The 18130-nt window shown below is 45.6% G+C and carries 14 protein-coding genes; 2 read left to right on the top strand and 12 right to left on the bottom strand.

Annotated features, from left to right (window positions below; translation table 11 throughout):
• Positions 1-28: 28 nt before the first annotated feature.
• The 7 genes from AVL57_RS18355 to AVL57_RS18385 all read right to left on the bottom strand — a co-directional run bounded on the left by AVL57_RS18355 (position 29) and on the right by AVL57_RS18385 (position 8846).
• On the bottom strand, positions 29-1384 hold the full coding sequence (locus tag AVL57_RS18355; RefSeq protein WP_057795544.1) for a GH1 family beta-glucosidase: 1356 nt from the start codon (positions 1382-1384) through the stop codon (positions 29-31).
• A gap of 384 nt (positions 1385-1768) precedes the next feature.
• Positions 1769-2497 carry a HugZ family pyridoxamine 5'-phosphate oxidase gene (locus AVL57_RS18360; protein ID WP_057795542.1) on the bottom strand — a complete coding sequence of 243 codons (729 nt, stop codon included), beginning with the start codon at positions 2495-2497 and terminating at the stop codon, positions 1769-1771.
• 21 nt (positions 2498-2518) lie between these two features.
• Entirely contained in the window at positions 2519-3337 is an 819-nt protein-coding gene (locus AVL57_RS18365; RefSeq protein WP_057795540.1) for an ATP-binding cassette domain-containing protein, read from the bottom strand.
• Positions 3324-4523, bottom strand: a complete 1200-nt coding sequence (locus tag AVL57_RS18370) for a FecCD family ABC transporter permease (RefSeq protein WP_057795538.1) — start codon at positions 4521-4523, stop codon at positions 3324-3326. The genes AVL57_RS18365 and AVL57_RS18370 overlap by 14 nt, the downstream gene beginning before the upstream one ends.
• Positions 4520-5599 (bottom strand): heme/hemin ABC transporter substrate-binding protein, encoded by a 1080-nt coding sequence (locus AVL57_RS18375; RefSeq protein WP_057795536.1) that lies wholly within the window; start codon positions 5597-5599, stop codon positions 4520-4522. The genes AVL57_RS18370 and AVL57_RS18375 overlap by 4 nt, the downstream gene beginning before the upstream one ends.
• A 3-nt stretch (positions 5600-5602) precedes the next feature.
• A complete protein-coding gene (locus tag AVL57_RS18380) occupies positions 5603-6757 on the bottom strand; it encodes an HmuY family protein (protein ID WP_057795534.1) in 1155 nt (384 codons plus the stop codon).
• A gap of 145 nt (positions 6758-6902) precedes the next feature.
• Complete coding sequence (locus AVL57_RS18385; protein ID WP_057795532.1) at positions 6903-8846, bottom strand: TonB-dependent receptor plug domain-containing protein; 1944 nt, start codon at positions 8844-8846, stop codon at positions 6903-6905.
• Between the two features lie 338 nt (positions 8847-9184).
• On the opposite strand from AVL57_RS18385, the gene AVL57_RS18390 reads away from it, so the two are divergent.
• Positions 9185-10429: a sugar MFS transporter gene (locus AVL57_RS18390; RefSeq protein ID WP_057795530.1), complete on the top strand. Its 1245-nt coding sequence runs from the start codon at positions 9185-9187 to the stop codon at positions 10427-10429.
• A gap of 14 nt (positions 10430-10443) precedes the next feature.
• Positions 10444-13008: a glycoside hydrolase family 3 protein gene (locus tag AVL57_RS18395; RefSeq protein ID WP_082605017.1), complete on the top strand. Its 2565-nt coding sequence runs from the start codon at positions 10444-10446 to the stop codon at positions 13006-13008.
• A 175-nt stretch (positions 13009-13183) separates the two neighbouring features.
• On the opposite strand, the gene AVL57_RS18400 is transcribed toward AVL57_RS18395, so the two are convergent.
• The 5 genes from AVL57_RS18400 to AVL57_RS18420 all read right to left on the bottom strand — a co-directional run bounded on the left by AVL57_RS18400 (position 13184) and on the right by AVL57_RS18420 (position 17999).
• Positions 13184-13537 carry a hypothetical protein gene (locus AVL57_RS18400; protein ID WP_057795526.1) on the bottom strand — a complete coding sequence of 118 codons (354 nt, stop codon included), beginning with the start codon at positions 13535-13537 and terminating at the stop codon, positions 13184-13186.
• Positions 13538-13540: 3 nt separating this feature from the next.
• Positions 13541-14890, bottom strand: coding sequence for a sulfite oxidase (locus AVL57_RS18405; RefSeq protein WP_057796540.1), 1350 nt, complete (start codon positions 14888-14890; stop codon positions 13541-13543).
• Positions 14891-15027: 137 nt separating this feature from the next.
• Positions 15028-16029, bottom strand: coding sequence for a YeiH family protein (locus AVL57_RS18410; protein ID WP_057795524.1), 1002 nt, complete (start codon positions 16027-16029; stop codon positions 15028-15030).
• 5 nt (positions 16030-16034) lie between these two features.
• A complete protein-coding gene (locus AVL57_RS18415; RefSeq protein WP_057795522.1) occupies positions 16035-17027 on the bottom strand; it encodes a TauD/TfdA family dioxygenase in 993 nt (330 codons plus the stop codon).
• A 9-nt stretch (positions 17028-17036) separates the two neighbouring features.
• Positions 17037-17999, bottom strand: coding sequence for an aldo/keto reductase (locus AVL57_RS18420; RefSeq protein WP_057795520.1), 963 nt, complete (start codon positions 17997-17999; stop codon positions 17037-17039).
• Positions 18000-18130 lie beyond the last annotated feature (131 nt).

The raw sequence follows: 18130 nt of genomic DNA on the forward strand, positions 1-18130 counted from the left end.
TTTATGCTTTTAATAAATTTCGCATCTATCAGGCTGCGTTTAACGCTTTTCGTCTTTCTTCTAGCAGTTGTTGTAGTCTTATTGCACTGGCTTTTAACGTTCGTTTTTGGGTGTCGTAATCAACGTAAATAATACCGAAGCGTTTCTCATAACCCAGCGCCCATTCAAAATTATCTAACAAGCTCCAAACAAAATAGCCTGTTATATTGACCCCTGCTTCAATTGCATCGGCTACCGCCTGCAAATGGGTGGTTAGATATCGAATACGCTGCTCATCGTTCACGTCACCATCCATTGTTAACGTATCATCACTGGCCAAGCCATTTTCAGTGATAATAAGCGGTGGCAGTTGGTAATCATTATGCAACTGTAGCAGCAAATCAGTTAACCCTTGCGGGTAAACTTCCCAGCCCATTGCGGTAGTTTCACTTCCCTCTGGGGCTGGCAACTGACAAGGGTCTTCAGAGCCATCATCTGTGACTTTAGCGCGAGTGTAATAATTCACACCTAAGTAATCTATTTTCTCAGCAATAATATCCATATCGCCATCGTGAATATCTGGTCGGTGAGCTGCTGGAATCTTATCGATAAGGGCAGGATAACAACCATGTATTAATGGTTTAATGTACCAATCGTTATGATGATCGTGCGCTAATTGTGTGGCACGAATATCTTTTTCATCATTGGTGTTTGGGTAAAACGGCGTAAAATTAAGTACCACGCCGGCCTCAATATTAGGTGCATTTTTGCGTAATACGCGCATGCCTAAACCATGAGCCAGCAACAAATGGTGTATGGCCTTTTTACCAAACTCTTTGCCCACTTTACCCGGAGCATGAATGCCCACTTCATAACCTAAATAAGCACTACAAAAGGGTTCGTTTAATGTGGCATAAGAGAAAACCTTATCACCAAATGCTTTACTCACCACATCTACATACTCAGCAAACGCATAGGCCGTTTTTCTATTTAACCAGCCTCCATCATCTTCTAGATACTGAGGTAAATCCCAGTGATATAGCGTGACATAAGGCTTTATGTTGTTTTGCTTTAGCTTGGCTAGCAAGGCAAGGTAGAAATCGAGCCCTTGCTGATTAATCGAACCATCTTTTTTAATAATTCGTGGCCAGCTAATGGAAAATCGATAAGCGTCTACATTTAACGAATCGATAATACTTAGGTCTTCTTCCAAACGGTTCACATGGTCGCACGCCACCAGCCCATGACTTCCATCGGCAATTTTTCCAGGTGTATTGCAAAACGTATCCCAAATACTTGGCTCCCTGTTTTTTGCATCGCCCTCAATTTGAAATGACGATGTCGCAACCCCCATAGTGAAATTTGAATGCATAAAGGGAGAGCCAGCTTGGGCTAAAATTTCCATGTGTACAAAACCTTATTAGAATATATGTATCAGCGCCTGTAGATAACAGGCGATAAAAAAGTAAATACCACAGGCACTAACAATATTTAGATTGTGTAAAGCCAAGGTTTATTAGCACTTTATATAAGGTGCGCTATCGGCAACTTACGGACAGAGCCAAATATATGAGGCTGCTCTATTAGGCACCTATATGAGACAAAGTGTAGCATTATATGTAAGCGCTTTCATACAATAGCAAACATAGTACAAGCATTGCCAAGAAAAACTTTTACATTTTATTCACAGAAGACAACCCAGCGACGTATTTCACTGGGTTGATATAAAGGTAGGGTGTCTAGTACTCGCCACTATCATGGAAGACAAGGTTCCAATAGTGCTAGCCTCTTAGCTCGCTTTGGGTATGTTCAATGCCGTGCGTGCATCATTAGTCAGTTTAACGAGTGCTTTTCGAACATCGGTGGAGGTTGCACAAAGGGTTTCAAAAGGAATAAACCATGTCGCTTTTTCGCTACCACAATGCATGCCTTCGGGGAATGCGCTATGCATAACAGGGTGCTCTATATTCACGCCTACTTTATGTTGTAAAATTAGCTGCATGGCATCAACATGATCTTCATTCATGTGAGTAATCATGCCTTCTGGTGAACCATGCCACTCTTGCTCTTCAACCTGCCAGTACGCTTTATCTATCCAATGGATTTTCCCAAACCCGCCAATAAAGCGTACCCGCTCGGCGCGGATAACATAAAAGTTAAAGTCGTGAGTTTTTTCATACCCTTTGGCTTGTGGGAACAGCCGTAAATATTGCGCTTTAACATCCTCTTTATTAGCAAGTTCTGCATTACCCATAATAGTCACTCGACCATTTGCTTGAGAGTCATCTTCAGCAGCATCGAATATGGTTAAACTGACTTTATCGTTCGCTTTAATATTACGAGTATGCAGCGCAATATCACTAATATAGATAATGGCATCACCGGCGGGGGTAAGATAAAAAGGAACGACTGAACCAAAGGGATAACCCGGCATTGAGGTGGAATGAGTGCCTAACACACCACTGTGGTGAGTTCGGCTTAGTTGTTTTGCTGAAAATGCAATATCTTGCATGCTCATAAGAAACTCCGTTTTTTCAAATTAATGCGTAACAAAAACATCGTTATCTAAGTTACGAATAAGGTTTAATTGAGTGTGATAGCAGCGTGCCAATGTATCTATAGTTAATGCATTTTCCGGCTTATCATCGGCTATACACCCCTGCTCTGCCAGTAAAATCATCCTGCTACAATAAGGCGAAATTAAGTTAAGGTCGTGACTCACACAAACAATACAGAGCCCTTGTTGGCTCAGGCTGACCAACTGCTGCATCACCAACTTTTGATGGCGTAAGTCTAGCGCAGAGGTTGGCTCGTCAAGCAGCAACAGCTTTCCTTCTAGGCTGTCGTGTGAGCTTATCGGGAGTAATTGCAATATTGCTTTGCTTAAAAATACCCTTTGCCGCTCTCCCCCTGACAAAGTTTGAATATTTCGCGATAACAAATGCGTTATATCAAACTGCTCGGCAATCTCGCCGATAATATGATGTCGATTGGCAGGCGACTCTACAATATGGTGGCGAGCCAACTGTAATATTTCATCGACCAAAAAGCCAAAAGGGGTAGAAGCGCTTTGCGCCATAACTGCCCGATAATCTGCAAGCCTTTGCAGACTAATCTCACTTAACGGCTGACCATTAAATGAAAGCGTGCCTTTCTCTAGCGGTGCTAAGCCGCCTAATACAGTAAGAAGCGATGATTTCCCGCAACCGTTTTCACCCGCAAGGGCGATAAACTCACCTGCGTTAAATGCAAGGTTAAGATTACACAATAGCTGTCGCTTCCCTCTAGTGATGTCTACGTCCACGAGGTCGAGCAGTGGTTCTAGTGGCTGGGCTTGAGCAGGGTTAAAGTGAGCCATTGAATACCCCTTTTTGCTTCCACAATAAATACAAGAAAAAAGGAGCACCTATTGCGGATGTTACGATACCAATGGGGATTTCCATGGGAGTGAATAATGTGCGAGCCAGCGTATCGGCAACGGTTAACAACAATGCCCCCATTAACGCACAGGCAGGAATAAGCACATTGTGATTAACGCCAAATAGCGTGCGGCACATATGCGGCACGACTAACCCCACAAATCCGATAATGCCACACAAAGCCGTGGCCAAAGCGACAGCAAAGGCGACCAGCCATAATATGGCTTGTTTATAGCGCGCAACATTCAAGCCCATATAAGCAGCTTCACTTTCGCCCAAAGCAAGCAAATTAAGCGCATTGCGAGATACCATTAAGCCTGAAATAGCGATAATGCCCGCCGCTGCCACCAGCGCACATAACGTCCAGCTAGCACCCGCTAAACTGCCCATTGTCCAATAGGTAATTTGGCGAAGTGCATCGTCACTTGCTACATAGCTAATGGCACCAATAATAGTTCCGGTGAAGGCATTTATTGCCACCCCGGCGAGTATCAAGGTAGCCACCGATACACCCTGCGCACTATTGGCAAAGCGTAATACTGTCCACACGGCCAATAACGCGCCGCCAAACGCCCAAAGTGCTACCCAAACAGAGGCTAGTGCAGGTACGAGTGGCGGCACAATAGCCATGCTAACGGCTGCTGCTGCGGCGGCACCACCGGCAATACCGATTAAACCAGGGTCGGCCAATGGGTTTCTCACCAAGCCCTGCATGGCACAACCTGACACCGCCAGTAGCGCGCCAATAAATAAGGTCATGATAACCCGTGGTAAACGCAGCTCAGTAAGTACGTACCAGTGCGTGCTATTAAATGTACCCTCTCGATTAGCCCCGCCTTCCTCAATTAACGCGCCTTGAGAAAAAAGTGGCCTTGTTAATTGCGACAGTTCATGCCACAACAACTCGCTCACGTTAATAGATAAGCTGCCACTCACAACCCCCACGTAGGCGCTTACCAGCAATAAAGCCCCAAGTAAGGCTAAACCATAACGCTTACGCTTTGCTCTCGTTGCAACTAGATTTACCATCAATGCTGATGCGTTGTTGCCCGAGACATCTTTTCTAAGCACCTTATTGTTCGGCGTATGACTCGGGGCGTCGGGGCTCGAGGAAAACGCTGTCACTCGAACCTTCCCATATCATGACTATTATTGTCTGTATTTGTGTTTTTATCTAAACCTGTTCTCTGTGCAATATGCACTTGGCTAGCTGACTCTTGCATTACCGTGTTGGCGGCTTTAAGGGATAAAGCACGCAGCCCATGTTCAGCAACGGCTTTTAGCGCAATCGCAAAACGGGGGGACAAGCCCAGCCCAATACTGCTATCCATCGCCTTTACTAAACAATGTTGGCCTGCAAATGTTGCTGCAATCGCATGGTGGGAACACAGTGAATTAAGCGCATTTTCGCCATGCAACATGTGCCCTGCGGCAAACACGACATCAGGGTTTCGGGCGAGCACTGACTCGGCATCCATTAACTTGTAACCGACAAGATCGCCTGCAATATTGGTCATGCCTAAGGTATCAAACAATGCTTGCGGTACAGTATCATTCCCAGCCACAGTAAGGCCTCTGTCGTTATTCGCAACCACAAAAAGCGCATTTACGGTGTTGGGATATTCAGTACTCTCGAAAGTTGCTAATGCTTCCGAATATTCTTTTTGCTGTGCTTCAACTTGGCGTTGTAAGTCGGTAACAAGCTCTTTGGCGTTGTCCTCAGCCGATACTCTATGACCAATATCAAGAATCATCTCACTCAAGCCATGTATATCTCTTGAGACATGATAAACGTGAACATCAACTCCTGCATTTGCTACCTGCTCTAACATCGGGGCAGGCCCTGTTGCACTTGCCCCCAATAACATTGAGGGCTGCTGAGCAAGCACACCTTCTGTACTAAGTTGGCGGAAATAACCTAGTTTTGTCACCTCAGTCGCCGCGGCGGGAAACATACTGGTGCTGTCAGTCGCCACCACCCAATCACCCCGACCTAGCGCGTAAATTATTTCGGTAACACTGCCACCCGCGGCAATAATTCGGGGCGTTTCAGATTGCTTTTGGTTGTGAGCTGTGGGTGTTATAGGCGTAGCGGCAGCATATACGCCGCCACTACATAAACACCAAAGTACACTCATTAGACTTAGCACTTGTAGCAAAGTTCTCGCGCTGGCTAAGCGTGGTAATTTGGTTTTCGCCATTAATTACTCCTCGGTAACGGGGTCGGCGCGGAAGCTATAAGCGCCTGACGTTCCGTCTTCATCGTAGTAGCTAGTAATTTGGAATTTAAATACGCTATCACCCGCTGAAATAAGGTATACCCCGAACTGTGAGTACAACAAGTGACTTGTGCTGTCATAGTAGTACCAGTTGTTGGCTGTAAACGCATAGTCACTAACAGTTTCAGCACTGAAACCATAAAATGCAGCGGCTTCGGTATCTATGCCTGCATAGGTGTCAGCATCAGTGCGAAGTACGGTTGCATCATCGGCAATAGATAGAACAAACTCGCCAGCTTCATCCGCACAAGGTATTGTGATGTCCCATGCATCGGTTTCTGTTACTTCTTGTTGCAAATCGAAATCGATGTAGATTGACGACGTACACCCTACTGCGTTAACACTTAGCGATACTTCTTCTGCAAACGTGGTTTGCCCATCAAGTACACTTTGATGCATAACACCCAACGTGATTTCCCCAATACCACGCCCTTCAGTCACAATGTCAGTCACATGAAATTTGGTGTAGTTTTCATCTGATGAAACCACGTAGTAAGTATCGCTAGCTGCGGTAACGACATGAGTTGTGGTGTCATAATTATAAAAAGTATCGCCAATAACAGCAGACTCGGTATCGGTAGAAAATGCCTCTGTATCTGGCACATCGCTCGTGGTTACCGCGAGATAATCATCAAGTTCGCTATCTGCAGTCGCATTTAGAAATAAATCTGCCACAGCTGCGCCATTATCGTCGTAGAAATCACTGTTGTTGGCAGTGAAGTACACACTTACTGGCGTCTCTTGTGCTGTATTTAAGAATACCGAAGTGCGTTTAAAGCCGATATCCCATGTGGTGTCGCTTGCTGCTTCTTCTTCGGTTAGAGTAACTTGCGTTTGTGTATCTAAATCAAAATAAACGGCAACGGGTTCCGACGTACTCCCTGTGCCATACGGTCCATAAATGGTAGCCACTTCGTTGCTGTTTCCGCCTTCATCACCCGCACTATCATCTGATCCATCGCCGCTGTCTTCACCGCTTTGGTCAGGCGTTTCAACGATTGGATCACTGCTATCAGAGCCACCGCATGCAACAAGCCCCAAAGTCATCGCAAGTAGTAATGCTAAGTATGTTTTATTCATATGTATGTTCCTTTTTGAGTTGTGTGTTTAGCCGTTGTTATCAATAGATAAAACGGCGCCTATGCTTACTTCTCTTATTTGCTTTTTTGTTAGATTTTTCTGTCTTTAGGTAGTTGTTCTTAATTGCTCGGTTTCTGCAGACGAATTAGTACTGGTAACTCACGCCTAGATAAACTCGTCGAGCTGAAATAGGGCGAGCATCAAAAGCCCCCGCCGAAAGTGAATCGGGTGAGCGATGTTCATCGGTAAGGTTTTCAACCCCCAAGCGGGTTTGCCAATGGCTAGAAAAGTCATGCTGCACCACGGCATTTAAGGTGGTGTAGCTGTCTTTCGCGGTAACGGTGTAACCAGAGGTGGGAGAAACGTCGTTTTCATGCACGCCATACAGTTGAACGCTGGTATCCGTTTTATCAAATTGGTAGGTCACTGAGGCTTTCACTAAATGCGTGGGTCGTTCGGGCAAGCGCTCAGAATCACCATCTTCTGTATGTAAGTAGCTATAGTTAAGTTGCCACTGCCAGTTATCGTTTTGCGCGCTCACGCTCAAATCCGCACCATACAGCGTGGCTTCATCGAGGTTTTCGTACACAGAGATATCAAGTCCGGCTTCTTGCGAAGCTTCTACATCTACCGCGGTGGTTATAAAATCTTCTGCTTCGGTGTAGTGGAAATCGATATCGGCCTGATACCACCATCGACTTTGTTTCGGGGCTAGTCGCGCGTTCAACCCAATATTGGCACTTAGCGCCGTTTCTGGCACAAGGTCTTCATTTCCCAATACCATGTAACCTAAGTTACTGTGATCGAACACGTAGTAACGTTCTTTTAAATTAGGGACTCGATAACTAGATCCACCGCCACCACGTACTTGTAGTGTGGTCTCATCAAGTTTCCAGCTTTGACTACCACTGAGCTTGGCCGCCGTATGCCAACCAAAATCTGAATCATTTTGTACTCGAAGGCCAAGCAGGGCTTGGGTGTCATTTTGCTGCCAATTGGCTTGCACATACGCTTCGGTGCTTTCTCGGCTAACATCGTCAACTTCTACCGTACCCGTTGCCACATTTTGCTGATCTAAGTTATCGGCATGGGCAACCAATCCCCCTACCCACTCAACATCGCCCAAGGATAAAATTTTCTGCGCTTCAATTTCCGCTAATTGAATATCGGTTTGGCGAAGGCCATTGGTATTCCCGCTTTGTTCATCATGAGACAAATAGCGCCCATTTATATGCCAGCTCTGTTGTTGAGCAAGTTTTACATCATGCTGCCATTGGGTAACGCTAGACACGTAACTGATAATGCTAGATTGCCCTGGAATAGAAGATTGAGGCTTGTCTTTCTGTTCATCCAGCCACTGGCCTTTATAACTAAAATCCAACCCGCTTAAGCGGGTAGATAGTGAAAACTGAACAAAGGATTTATCCACTGCCCCACCATCTTGAGAAACAGTGTCAGTGTCGTAGTCGAAACCCGGGTTAGTAATGTGCTGTGCGGTTAACCCTAGTTGCCAATCTTTTACTGCTTTTGCTGCGCTAACCTTGGCAGTATGTCCTAAGGTATCGCCGTCCAACCCATCATCACTGTAATGCGAAAGCTCATAATCGGCCGATAACTGAGAACCTTCCGGCACATCGGTTATTATATTGATAACCCCACCCATAGCAGAGCTGCCATAAAGAACCGATGCGGCACCGCGTACAATTTCAATCTGCCGAATATTGGCAACGCTAATTTGATCTAAATCGACTGAAGAGCCTGTTGGAGAAATAACTGGCTGACCGTTAATTAACACCAATACATGGTCGCCATTAAAGCCATTTAACTGTACGTTATACCCGTCTTTTTGACTGCGCCTAACCACAACCCCAGGCATAACTTCCAGCACTTGCCGAAGCGTTCCCTTGCTGAGCCTTGAAATTTCCGCTTTATCTATCACATCGACTTTGACCGGAGATGCACCTAGAAGCTTGGGTGTACGTGTTCCCGTTACCACTACGCGTTCAACTGGCGCCTCGGCTTCGGCTAATACATATGCTGGCAGTAGCGCGCTCGCTAATAGCAAAGTAACAGAGTAAGGATGAGTCATTTAATTTACTTTCTAATCAATAATACAAATGATAACAATTTGCATTTGATCTTATTTATTTAAGGAGAAAAAGCAAGCGCTATTGGAAAATAATATTAACCTAGCGACGTCAAACTATTAAAAACGCGAGAGAACACAGCAGGTATTTGTAATATTTCAATAAAAATGTAAACGCATACAATCAAACAATGTAAGCGCTTGCATTTTCATTTTCGCACCCTATACTGACCAACAAAGTGTTAACAAATACCGAACCAATTCGTTAACGCAAAGTAACCAACAAGCTAAATGCGAACACGACATTTCGTTTACTAACAAGTGAATTCAGGGCGTTACCTATGAATCAAACTATAAAAACCACGGCTGGCTCTACAACCACCAGTCAACTTGCACTCGCTACGCTAACGTCGTTATTTTTCATGTGGGGCTTCATTACCGCACTTAACGACATTCTCATCCCCCATTTGAAAGCCTTATTCTCGCTTTCTTATACCCAAGCCATGCTGGTGCAATCGTGCTTCTTTGGCGCCTATTTTCTTATATCTATTCCAGCCGGAAAATTAGTGAGTGCCACTGGGTATCAAAAAGGTATTGGTGTGGGATTAATCACGGCTGCAGTGGGCTGCGTGTTGTTTATTCCCTCGGCGCTATTCACTCAGTACTGGATGTTCTTAGGTGCGTTGTTTGTATTGGCTTCAGGCATCACTATTTTGCAAGTTGCCGCAAACCCTTTGGTGACCATTATGGGGAATCCAGATACCGCTTCTAGCCGGCTTACCATGACCCAAGGGTTTAACTCATTGGGTACAACTGTTGCGCCCATCATTGGCGGTATAGTCTTATTCGGCGCACATGAAGGCATGGAAAACGCAGCAGTAGATGCAAATGCGGTAGTACTTCCCTATTTAACATTAGCCGCTGTACTGGTGGCAATGGCGGTGGTTATGGTGAAAGTAAAACTGCCCTCACCCACGCACAGTGAAATGGATGTTGCCACTACGACAGATACAGGTTTATTAAAACATCGCCACCTATCATTAGGCGCACTAGGTTTATTTTTGTACGTAGGTGCTGAAGTCGCCATTGGCAGCTTCTTGGTAAACTATTTTGGGCTTGAAAGCATTAAAGGCATGAGTGAAAGCCAAGCGTCAAAATACATCGCCTATTACTGGGGTGGCGCTATGGTAGGGCGTTTCATTGGCGCTGCGGTCATGCAAAAAGTGGCCGCGGGTAAACTACTCGCCGTTAATTCATTTGCCTCATGTACACTCATTATTGTTTCGGTATGCAGCAGCGGCAATATCGCTATGTGGACAATTTTAGCAGTAGGACTTTGTAACTCTATCATGTTCCCAACCATTTTCAGTCTTGCACTTAAAGGGCTAGGCCAAAAAACAGCACAAGCCTCTGGCATGTTGTGTTTAGCCATAGTGGGCGGTGCTATTGTGCCACTACTACAGGGTGTTATTGCTGACAACGCGGGTGTACAACTTTCTTTCCTATTGCCGGTTATTTGCTACTTATATATTGCTTATTACGGGCTTCGTGGTGCCACCGTTAACTTGGCTGCTAGCCACAAATAAACAAGGAATTTACTATGAAACTAAGTTCATATTCATTAATTGCCGCAGCATTAGTTATGGCAGGTTGTCAGCCAGCGAAAGACGAGGCTAGCACGCCGAAAACTGCGCAGACTGAGCAAGCAGCACAAAAATCAGTACCCGATTTTTGGCCTGAAATTACTTTTAGCACTGCCAATAGCGAAGCGGTAGAAGAAAAAGTAGACGCTATTTTAGCCACCATGACCCTTGAGCAAAAAGTAGCGCAAACAATTCAGCCAGAAATTCGCGATGTTACCCTTGAAGACATGCGTACTTACGGATTTGGCTCATACTTAAATGGCGGCGGTGCTTTCCCAAATAACGATAAACACGCCACTCCACAAGATTGGATTGCCATTGCTGACGCCATGTATCAAGCATCAATAGACGATTCTGTCGATGGCAGCACCATCCCTACCATGTGGGGAACCGATGCAGTACATGGTCACAACAACGTAATTGGCGCTACCTTATTTCCGCATAATATTGGTTTGGGTGCTATGAACGACCCTGCCATTATTACTCAAATTGCCGAAGCGACTGCCAAGGAAGTGCGTGCGACTGGCATTGATTGGATATTCGCGCCAACGGTTGCGGTAGCCCGTGATGATCGCTGGGGTAGAACTTATGAAAGCTATTCAGAAGACCCGGCCATTGTAGGCGCTTATGCCAAAGCCATTGTATCTGGTATGCAAGGCGATATTGCCAGTGGCAGCATTGATGATAGCCATGTTATCTCAACGGTAAAACACTTTATTGGTGATGGCGGTACACAAGGCGGGGACGACCAAGGCAATAACATTGCCGACGAAGAAAGCTTGTTTCGCATTCACGCACAAGGCTACGTTGAGGGCTTAAATGCTGGCTCACAGTCTGTAATGGCGTCATTCAACAGCTGGCATGGTAAGAAAATTCACGGCAGCAAATACCTACTTACTGATGTGCTAAAAGATAAAATGGGATTCGACGGTTTTATCGTAGGTGACTGGAACGGTCATGGCCAAATTGAAGGCTGTACTAACGAAAGCTGTCCTCAAGCTATGAATGCGGGTCTTGATGTTTTTATGGTGCCTACCAGTGCTTGGAAACCTTTGTATGAGAACACCATTGCACAGGTTAAATCTGGGATTATTCCTCAGTCTCGTCTAGACGATGCGGTACGCCGGGTATTGCGGGTTAAAGTACGTATGGGTTTGTTTGAGCAACCTTCTCCGGCTAACCGCGCGTTATCGGGCAATAGCGAGATTATTGGTGCGCAAGCCCATCGCGATATTGCCCGCGCTGCGGTTCGCAAATCTTTAGTAATGCTTAAGAACCAAGATGCATTACTACCACTAGCACCAAATATGAACGTGGTGGTAGCGGGTGATGCTGCCCATAATATTGGCAAGCAATCAGGAGGCTGGACTATTACGTGGCAAGGAACAGGCAACCAAAATAGCGACTTCCCAGGCGCAACCTCTATTTTTGAAGGTATTCAGCAAACCGTTAGTGAAGCTGGCGGAACGGCTACTTTATTTGAAGGAATGACATTTGATGCACAAGGTTCAACAGACAATAAACCTGATGTAGCCATTATCGTGTTTGGTGAAAACCCTTACGCTGAAGGCAATGGCGATATTTCAAATGTTGAATATCAACGTGGCGACAAGACAGATCTTGCCTTGTTGAAATCTTTCCAAGCCAAAGGTATTCCTGTGGTGTCTGTTTTCATTACCGGCCGCCCGTTGTGGGTAAACCCAGAAATTAACGCCAGTGATGCCTTTGTAGTAGCCTGGTTACCTGGCTCTGAAGGCCAAGGTGTTGCCGATGTTTTATTCACCAAAAAAGACGGTGAAATTAACTATCCAATGCACGGAAAACTTTCGTTCTCGTGGCCAGCTACCCCTACGCAAATCGTGAACAAAGATGACGGTAACACCGCACAATTTGCTTACGGTTATGGGTTAACATTTGGTGATACCGATCCTATCGAAGCGCCGCTGTCTGAGTCGACTGGCGTTGATGCTAACGCGCCGTTACCTGCCCATGATGTTTACGTACTTTCTACACAAAAACCATGGCAGCTAATAATTAAAGACGCTTCGGGTGATACGACTGTAACAAGCAATACAGTGGAATCTGAAGGCGCTAGCGTGCGTACCACCGACCGCATGGTGCAAGAAGATAGCTTGTCACTCACATTTACCGACCAAGCTACTGTCGGCTTCTATTCACCTTTCCCTGAAGATATGCGTGATTACAGCGACGATGAGTCGGCACTTGTGCTAGATGTAAAATTGGCACAAGGCCTAGATAACCTTAGTGTGTCTATTGGTTGTAGTAGCAGTGATTGCGGTGTGTCGTTACCGTTGAATTCCTTCGCAGCTAATTCAACCGAGTGGCAAACGGTTGTTATTCCTTCACGCTGTTTCGTAGAAGCAGGCGCATCATTTGCTGAGCTTTTCTCACCATTTGCGCTTAACGCTAACGCGTCGGCATCGTTATTGGTATCTAATGTACGCTTTGAAGCAAATGCCTCTAGTGATGATGGAGCAATGTCAGACATTGCGTGCCCATAGCGAGTGATTGCTGGGCTAGCGAGTTAATGTTTAGTTTAGCTGGGCTTAACTTCGCCTATCTGGGCTTAAGTTAACCTTACCTAGCATCTAGATTACAAACATCAAAAACGGGAGCTTACGCTCCCGTTTTTTTATATTTATAAACTAGATGTTTTAGTTTTTAGCCGCGATAAAACTAGTCTGATCCTTGTGGCATTAGATGAGTTGGAATAGGTGCACGTCGACTTTGGATTTTGGGCCCATACCACGTCGTAAGGTAATCTAAGATGACAGGTTCAGCCTCACCTAAGGGCCAAAGCTTTTGCGTGCTCTGCATCCAGCGAATAGTTTCAAGCCAACGTTCGCGGCTCATTTGATTTTGCGAAATAAGCTTAGCGGAATGACAGGCAGTACAGTGTGCAGCCACCATATTATGCCCCGTAGCATCAACAAGCCCTGTCGCGGGGTTGAGCTTATGTTCGTTAGCTAGCGTTACTAGTGATGTAGCACATAACACCGATAGCATTAGCGCGCTTGTCAGCCTGCTCATTGGCTACACTACCTTTACTGCAATGCGATGACACGCATTGTTTAAGTAACCTTTAGGGTTCCAACCAGGTAGCACCATTGGCTGAGAACGACCATTTGCATCTTCAGCTCGCGCCCAAATTTCATAGTAGCCAGCCTGCTTGAAGTTAATTTCTGAATTAAAGTGCTGCCAAGCATGCCTATTAACGGGCTTCGACAAGGTACTTTGTTGCCAAGTTTGCCCAAAATCAATTGAGGTAAACACCTTGGCTATTGAAGCTTCGCCGCTCCATGCATGCCCGCGTACTGCCAACGCTTTGCCCTTGTTGTGATCGGCACCGGACTTGGGGTGGGTAATCAAGGATTTCACCGGCATGGCTTCAATAATACACATTTCGTCTTCTGGCACACTCGTGCCTGGTGCGACTGGTTTGCACGGCACACGATAGGCATTGCCGCCCATTTTCGCGCCATCGTGTACCCGATCGCGAATAACAATTTTCGACAACCACTTGCCCGAGGTAGAAGCTGGCCAGCCGCCAAACATTAACCGCATGGGGAAACCGTTCATTAGCGGTAGCGGTTCGCCATTCATTTCAAAGGCAATTAACGATTCATCTTCTAATGCTTTACCTATAGGCACGCCACGGGAAATAGCCGCTTTACCTGGCGTGCGGCTTAAATGTAAATCTTCACCGTAATAACCTATGTAGACTGCATCGTCTTTAATACCGACGGCGTTCAGTACGTCTTTTAAACGAACGCCTGTCCATGACGGGCAGCCTACCGCGCCGGTAGTCCATTGATTACCGCTGGCCGCAGGGGAAAATTCAGCACGACCATTACCACCACACTCAAGGGTGAGTTGGTAGGTGTAATGTTTAAAGTTCGCTTTAAGCTCGCTTAAGGTGAAGGTGCGAGATGCAGCTGCCGACTCACCTTCAATAGTGAGTGTCCACGCGTTTTCATCAAAATCAGTGGGGGTTATTTCAGGCACAATACCGTTGTTACGCACAAATAATTTAGACGCTGGCGTAACCTTATCGTCAAGTAAATGCGCGGGTGTCTCGGCGTTAATAGGCCTGTCGTTTAGTACCACTAACCCATCTTTACCTTCAATACTAAAAGGCGTTTCAGTTTGCGCTAATGCAGCCGGAATAAGCCCTGCTGGCATAAACCGGCCATAAACTATTTCTGCACCTAATAACAAAGAGAGGGTTTTGAATCCCGATAGAAAACCACGTCGTGTTAGCCCATCGGTTTTACGCCCGAATACTTGCTCGTCTGCGGCAATAGGGTTTTCGGCGTACAAGGCATGAATACCGGTTTCGTTCGCCAAAGTCTGCTGCTTTGATGATTCAGAATGCGTGCTCACACCCTGTTTAGATTTATTTGAGATAGGCACGCATTGCCTCCTTTACGAGTGCATTTCTGTCGACAACTAATTCAAGAAAAACTGATTTAACAAAGTTAGCTTAAAATGACTTACTCAAGTTGACTAGCTTAAGTAGACTAACTTAAAAACAAGTACCCCAATATGAGCAGGGCTATCCAAAGAGTTTCCGTCACAATAAGCACAATAGGTAACATGCCTACTTCAGCCAGCTTACCTAAGTTTGATTTCATACCAATGGCGGTGATTGATACTACAAGAAAAAATCGAGATATCTGTGAGCCTGATTCGATAACCACTTCAGGTAAGGTAACAAAACTATTTAATAGCATTAGCGCCACAAAACCCACAAGAAACAGTGGTAGCTTGGGCATTTCGCTATCCACATCCTGCGTGCTGCTATGTGCACGTTTTATAACAACCATCATGATCATGACCACAGGCAATAGCATGGCAACCCGAACCAGTTTGGTTAGCGTAGCCATATCGCCCGCGTCTTCAGACACTGAATAACCAGCACCTACTACTTGCGCCACATCGTGAATGGTACCACCTAGAAAAATGCCCGCCTCGGTATCGTTCATACCCAATTGCCCAGCAATAATAGGGTAAACAATCATGGCAATGGTAGACATAGCAGTTACGCCAATTACCGTTAGCAGCGTATCCCGCTCATGGTTTTTGCCAGCAGGTAAAATAGTAGAAATTGCTAATGCCGCAGAAGCCCCGCAAATAGCTACCGAGCCACCGGTTAATGCGCCAAAACGTTTTTGCATACCCACGCTTTTTGCCATCACTACACCCAACACTATGGTTGAGAAAATGGCAAAAGCCAGCATGGCTGCGGTTTGCCAACCAAGAACAACTAAGTCTCCCAAGGCAATACGCAACCCCAGTAATACAACACCAGCACGTAATAGCGTACTGGCGGTAAAATCAATACCGCATTTGCACACCCCATCGGCCTGATACAAAAATGAAATTGCCATACCCAGTAACAGCGCGAACAACATGGCTGGTGCGCCATAATGTTCACTTAAAAACAGCGCTGCCATACCGGTTATTGTGGCAATACCAAACCCAGGCCAAATCGATTTACACTTTGCGGCAAACTCGGTCATAACAATTAACGCTCAGCAGCGACAAGAGCGACTAATACTTGGCGTTTTCTTTCACCAGAATATGGGCGACGGCCATGCATAGCACGATAGTTATCAACTAACGCCACATCACCATCTTGCCATTCAAGGTCGAAAGTAAATTGTTGCGATAGCTCAGCAATACGCTCTAAACCCTCTTTAGGAATGGCAGAACCGTCACCAAACGTAATGGCTGAAGAGGGGTTTTCACGCACCCCTTTCCATCCCATATAAGCAGCAATAAGCTGGTTATAGAAAGACTGTGATCCATCACCTAATTCAATTACTGCCGGTAATACTGGTGTAATAGCGCGTAAGCTGCCATCGTCCATCCACTCCCAACTGTAGCCAAGCTCTTTTAGCTTTGCCTCGCCTTCGGCGGTGCTTTCTACGCTTAAGGTGCTTTTCCAACTTCGGCCTTGCCCAGAATTAGCATCATCTGCTGCGGGCATAGTGGTAGTGTACTTCAAGCCTTTTTCAGCAAACTCGTTAGCTAACGCTGGATTTTCCGCTTTTAGTGCTTCAAATAATTTATCTGAGCGACATAGTGGCGTAGCACCCCCATTATCAGCCGCTGACTGGCAGTAAAAGAACAACTTACTGGGTGAAATTGGCGTTTGTGCCATTTCGTGATGCAAGAAAATCTCTACATCTTTAGGGGCTTCGTTAGCGGTAAATACTCGCTCGGTAAAGTTAATGCGTACCGCGTTAGACAGCGATTCTTTGTAGGTAAAGTTTGCATACCCGAAACCGGCCGAAAAGATATCAAAGGTTTCCGCTGAATTTAAGGGAAAGCCTCTAAACAGCAACGCCCCCGAAATGGCGAGTTGCGCTTCTAACTCAGCCTGGTTCTGTTGAATAAACGTCACTGTTTCTTCTACGGTTTTACAGCCATCGTTATTTACCACAATTTGCGGAAAAACTTGACCGTTGTAGCTGTGTTGAGTTGGCACATTGGCATATTCGATTGCGTTGCTCATAGTACTCTCCTAGTCGTAAATAGGGTGAAAACGATTAAAGGCAGCTTCACAGAAATGACCTGGATCGTTAAAGCGTCGGTTCATGTTAAGCGCTGAAATAGCCTGCATTTCTTCATCAGTAAGTTCAAAATCGAACAACGCTAAGTTTTCGCGCATTCTTTCAGGCTTCGACGTTTTAGGAATAATCGCATTACCACGTTGTACACCCCAGCGAAGCACTACTTGTGCAGGTGTTCTACCATGGGCAGCGGCGGCTTTTTTCACTACGTCTTGCTCAAGTACCGATTCCGTTTTATCCGCCATTTCTAGCTCTAGATAAGACAGAGCACCTAATGGTGAGAACGCGGTAACTTTCATGTCGTAGTCTTTCGCTAAACGAATCAAACGCTCTTGTGTAAGGTAAGGGTGAGATTCAATCTGCAACATGGCAGGCTTGATACGGGCGTAGCTCATTAGATCGTGCAGTAGCCCAGTGTTGTAGTTACACACACCAATACGACTAACCTTCTTGCTATCTACCAAACCTTCCATGGCTTCCCATGTTTTATAAAGTGGCACAGGCGCAAGTTCCATAGTGGGGTTCTCTTGCGTAGTGTCGTAAAACCACTCAGGCGGATAACGGGTTTCTATCGGCACAAATTTTTGCGCTATAGGGAAATGAATTAAATACAAATCGAGATAATCGAGTTGTAAATCACTTAATGTTTTTTCAAGTGCTAGCGGCACATGCTCTGGTGCGTGAAAGGTATTCCACAATTTGGACGTGATCCAAAGCTCTTCACGGGTACAAAGGCCATCTTTGATAGCACGCTGAATGCCTTCGCCAACCTCTTTCTCATTGCCATAATCAGAAGCGCAGTCTAAATGGCGATAGCCCGCTTTAATCGCTTCGTATGCAGTATCAGCACAGATAGCCGTATCTACTTTCCAGAAACCAAACCCAACTTCAGGGATATTTTCCAACGCGTTCATATCTTTAATCCTGTTTAATAAAAAAGACTTTAGTCTTGTATAAGACATAAGTTATTATAGGAGGAATGCCATGTCAACAAAGTGTTAACAAAATTAATTTGGCCCCCACTTTTTGATACTCGCGAAGTTGT

It is taken from the genome of Alteromonas stellipolaris (assembly GCF_001562115.1).
GTDB classification, from domain to species: Bacteria; Pseudomonadota; Gammaproteobacteria; order Enterobacterales; family Alteromonadaceae; genus Alteromonas; species Alteromonas stellipolaris.

Coding starts and splice junctions, on each gene's coding strand:
- AVL57_RS18355 (WP_057795544.1), bottom strand. CDS start 1,384: ATGGAAATTTTAGCCCAAGCTGGCTCTCCCTTTATGCATTCAAATTTC.
- AVL57_RS18360 (WP_057795542.1), bottom strand. CDS start 2,497: ATGAGCATGCAAGATATTGCATTTTCAGCAAAACAACTAAGCCGAACT.
- AVL57_RS18365 (WP_057795540.1), bottom strand. CDS start 3,337: ATGGCTCACTTTAACCCTGCTCAAGCCCAGCCACTAGAACCACTGCTC.
- AVL57_RS18375 (WP_057795536.1), bottom strand. CDS start 5,599: ATGGCGAAAACCAAATTACCACGCTTAGCCAGCGCGAGAACTTTGCTA.
- AVL57_RS18380 (WP_057795534.1), bottom strand. CDS start 6,757: ATGAATAAAACATACTTAGCATTACTACTTGCGATGACTTTGGGGCTT.
- AVL57_RS18385 (WP_057795532.1), bottom strand. CDS start 8,846: ATGACTCATCCTTACTCTGTTACTTTGCTATTAGCGAGCGCGCTACTG.
- AVL57_RS18390 (WP_057795530.1), top strand. CDS start 9,185: ATGAATCAAACTATAAAAACCACGGCTGGCTCTACAACCACCAGTCAA.
- AVL57_RS18395 (WP_082605017.1), top strand. CDS start 10,444: ATGAAACTAAGTTCATATTCATTAATTGCCGCAGCATTAGTTATGGCA.
- AVL57_RS18400 (WP_057795526.1), bottom strand. CDS start 13,537: ATGAGCAGGCTGACAAGCGCGCTAATGCTATCGGTGTTATGTGCTACA.
- AVL57_RS18410 (WP_057795524.1), bottom strand. CDS start 16,029: ATGACCGAGTTTGCCGCAAAGTGTAAATCGATTTGGCCTGGGTTTGGT.
- AVL57_RS18415 (WP_057795522.1), bottom strand. CDS start 17,027: ATGAGCAACGCAATCGAATATGCCAATGTGCCAACTCAACACAGCTAC.
- AVL57_RS18420 (WP_057795520.1), bottom strand. CDS start 17,999: ATGAACGCGTTGGAAAATATCCCTGAAGTTGGGTTTGGTTTCTGGAAA.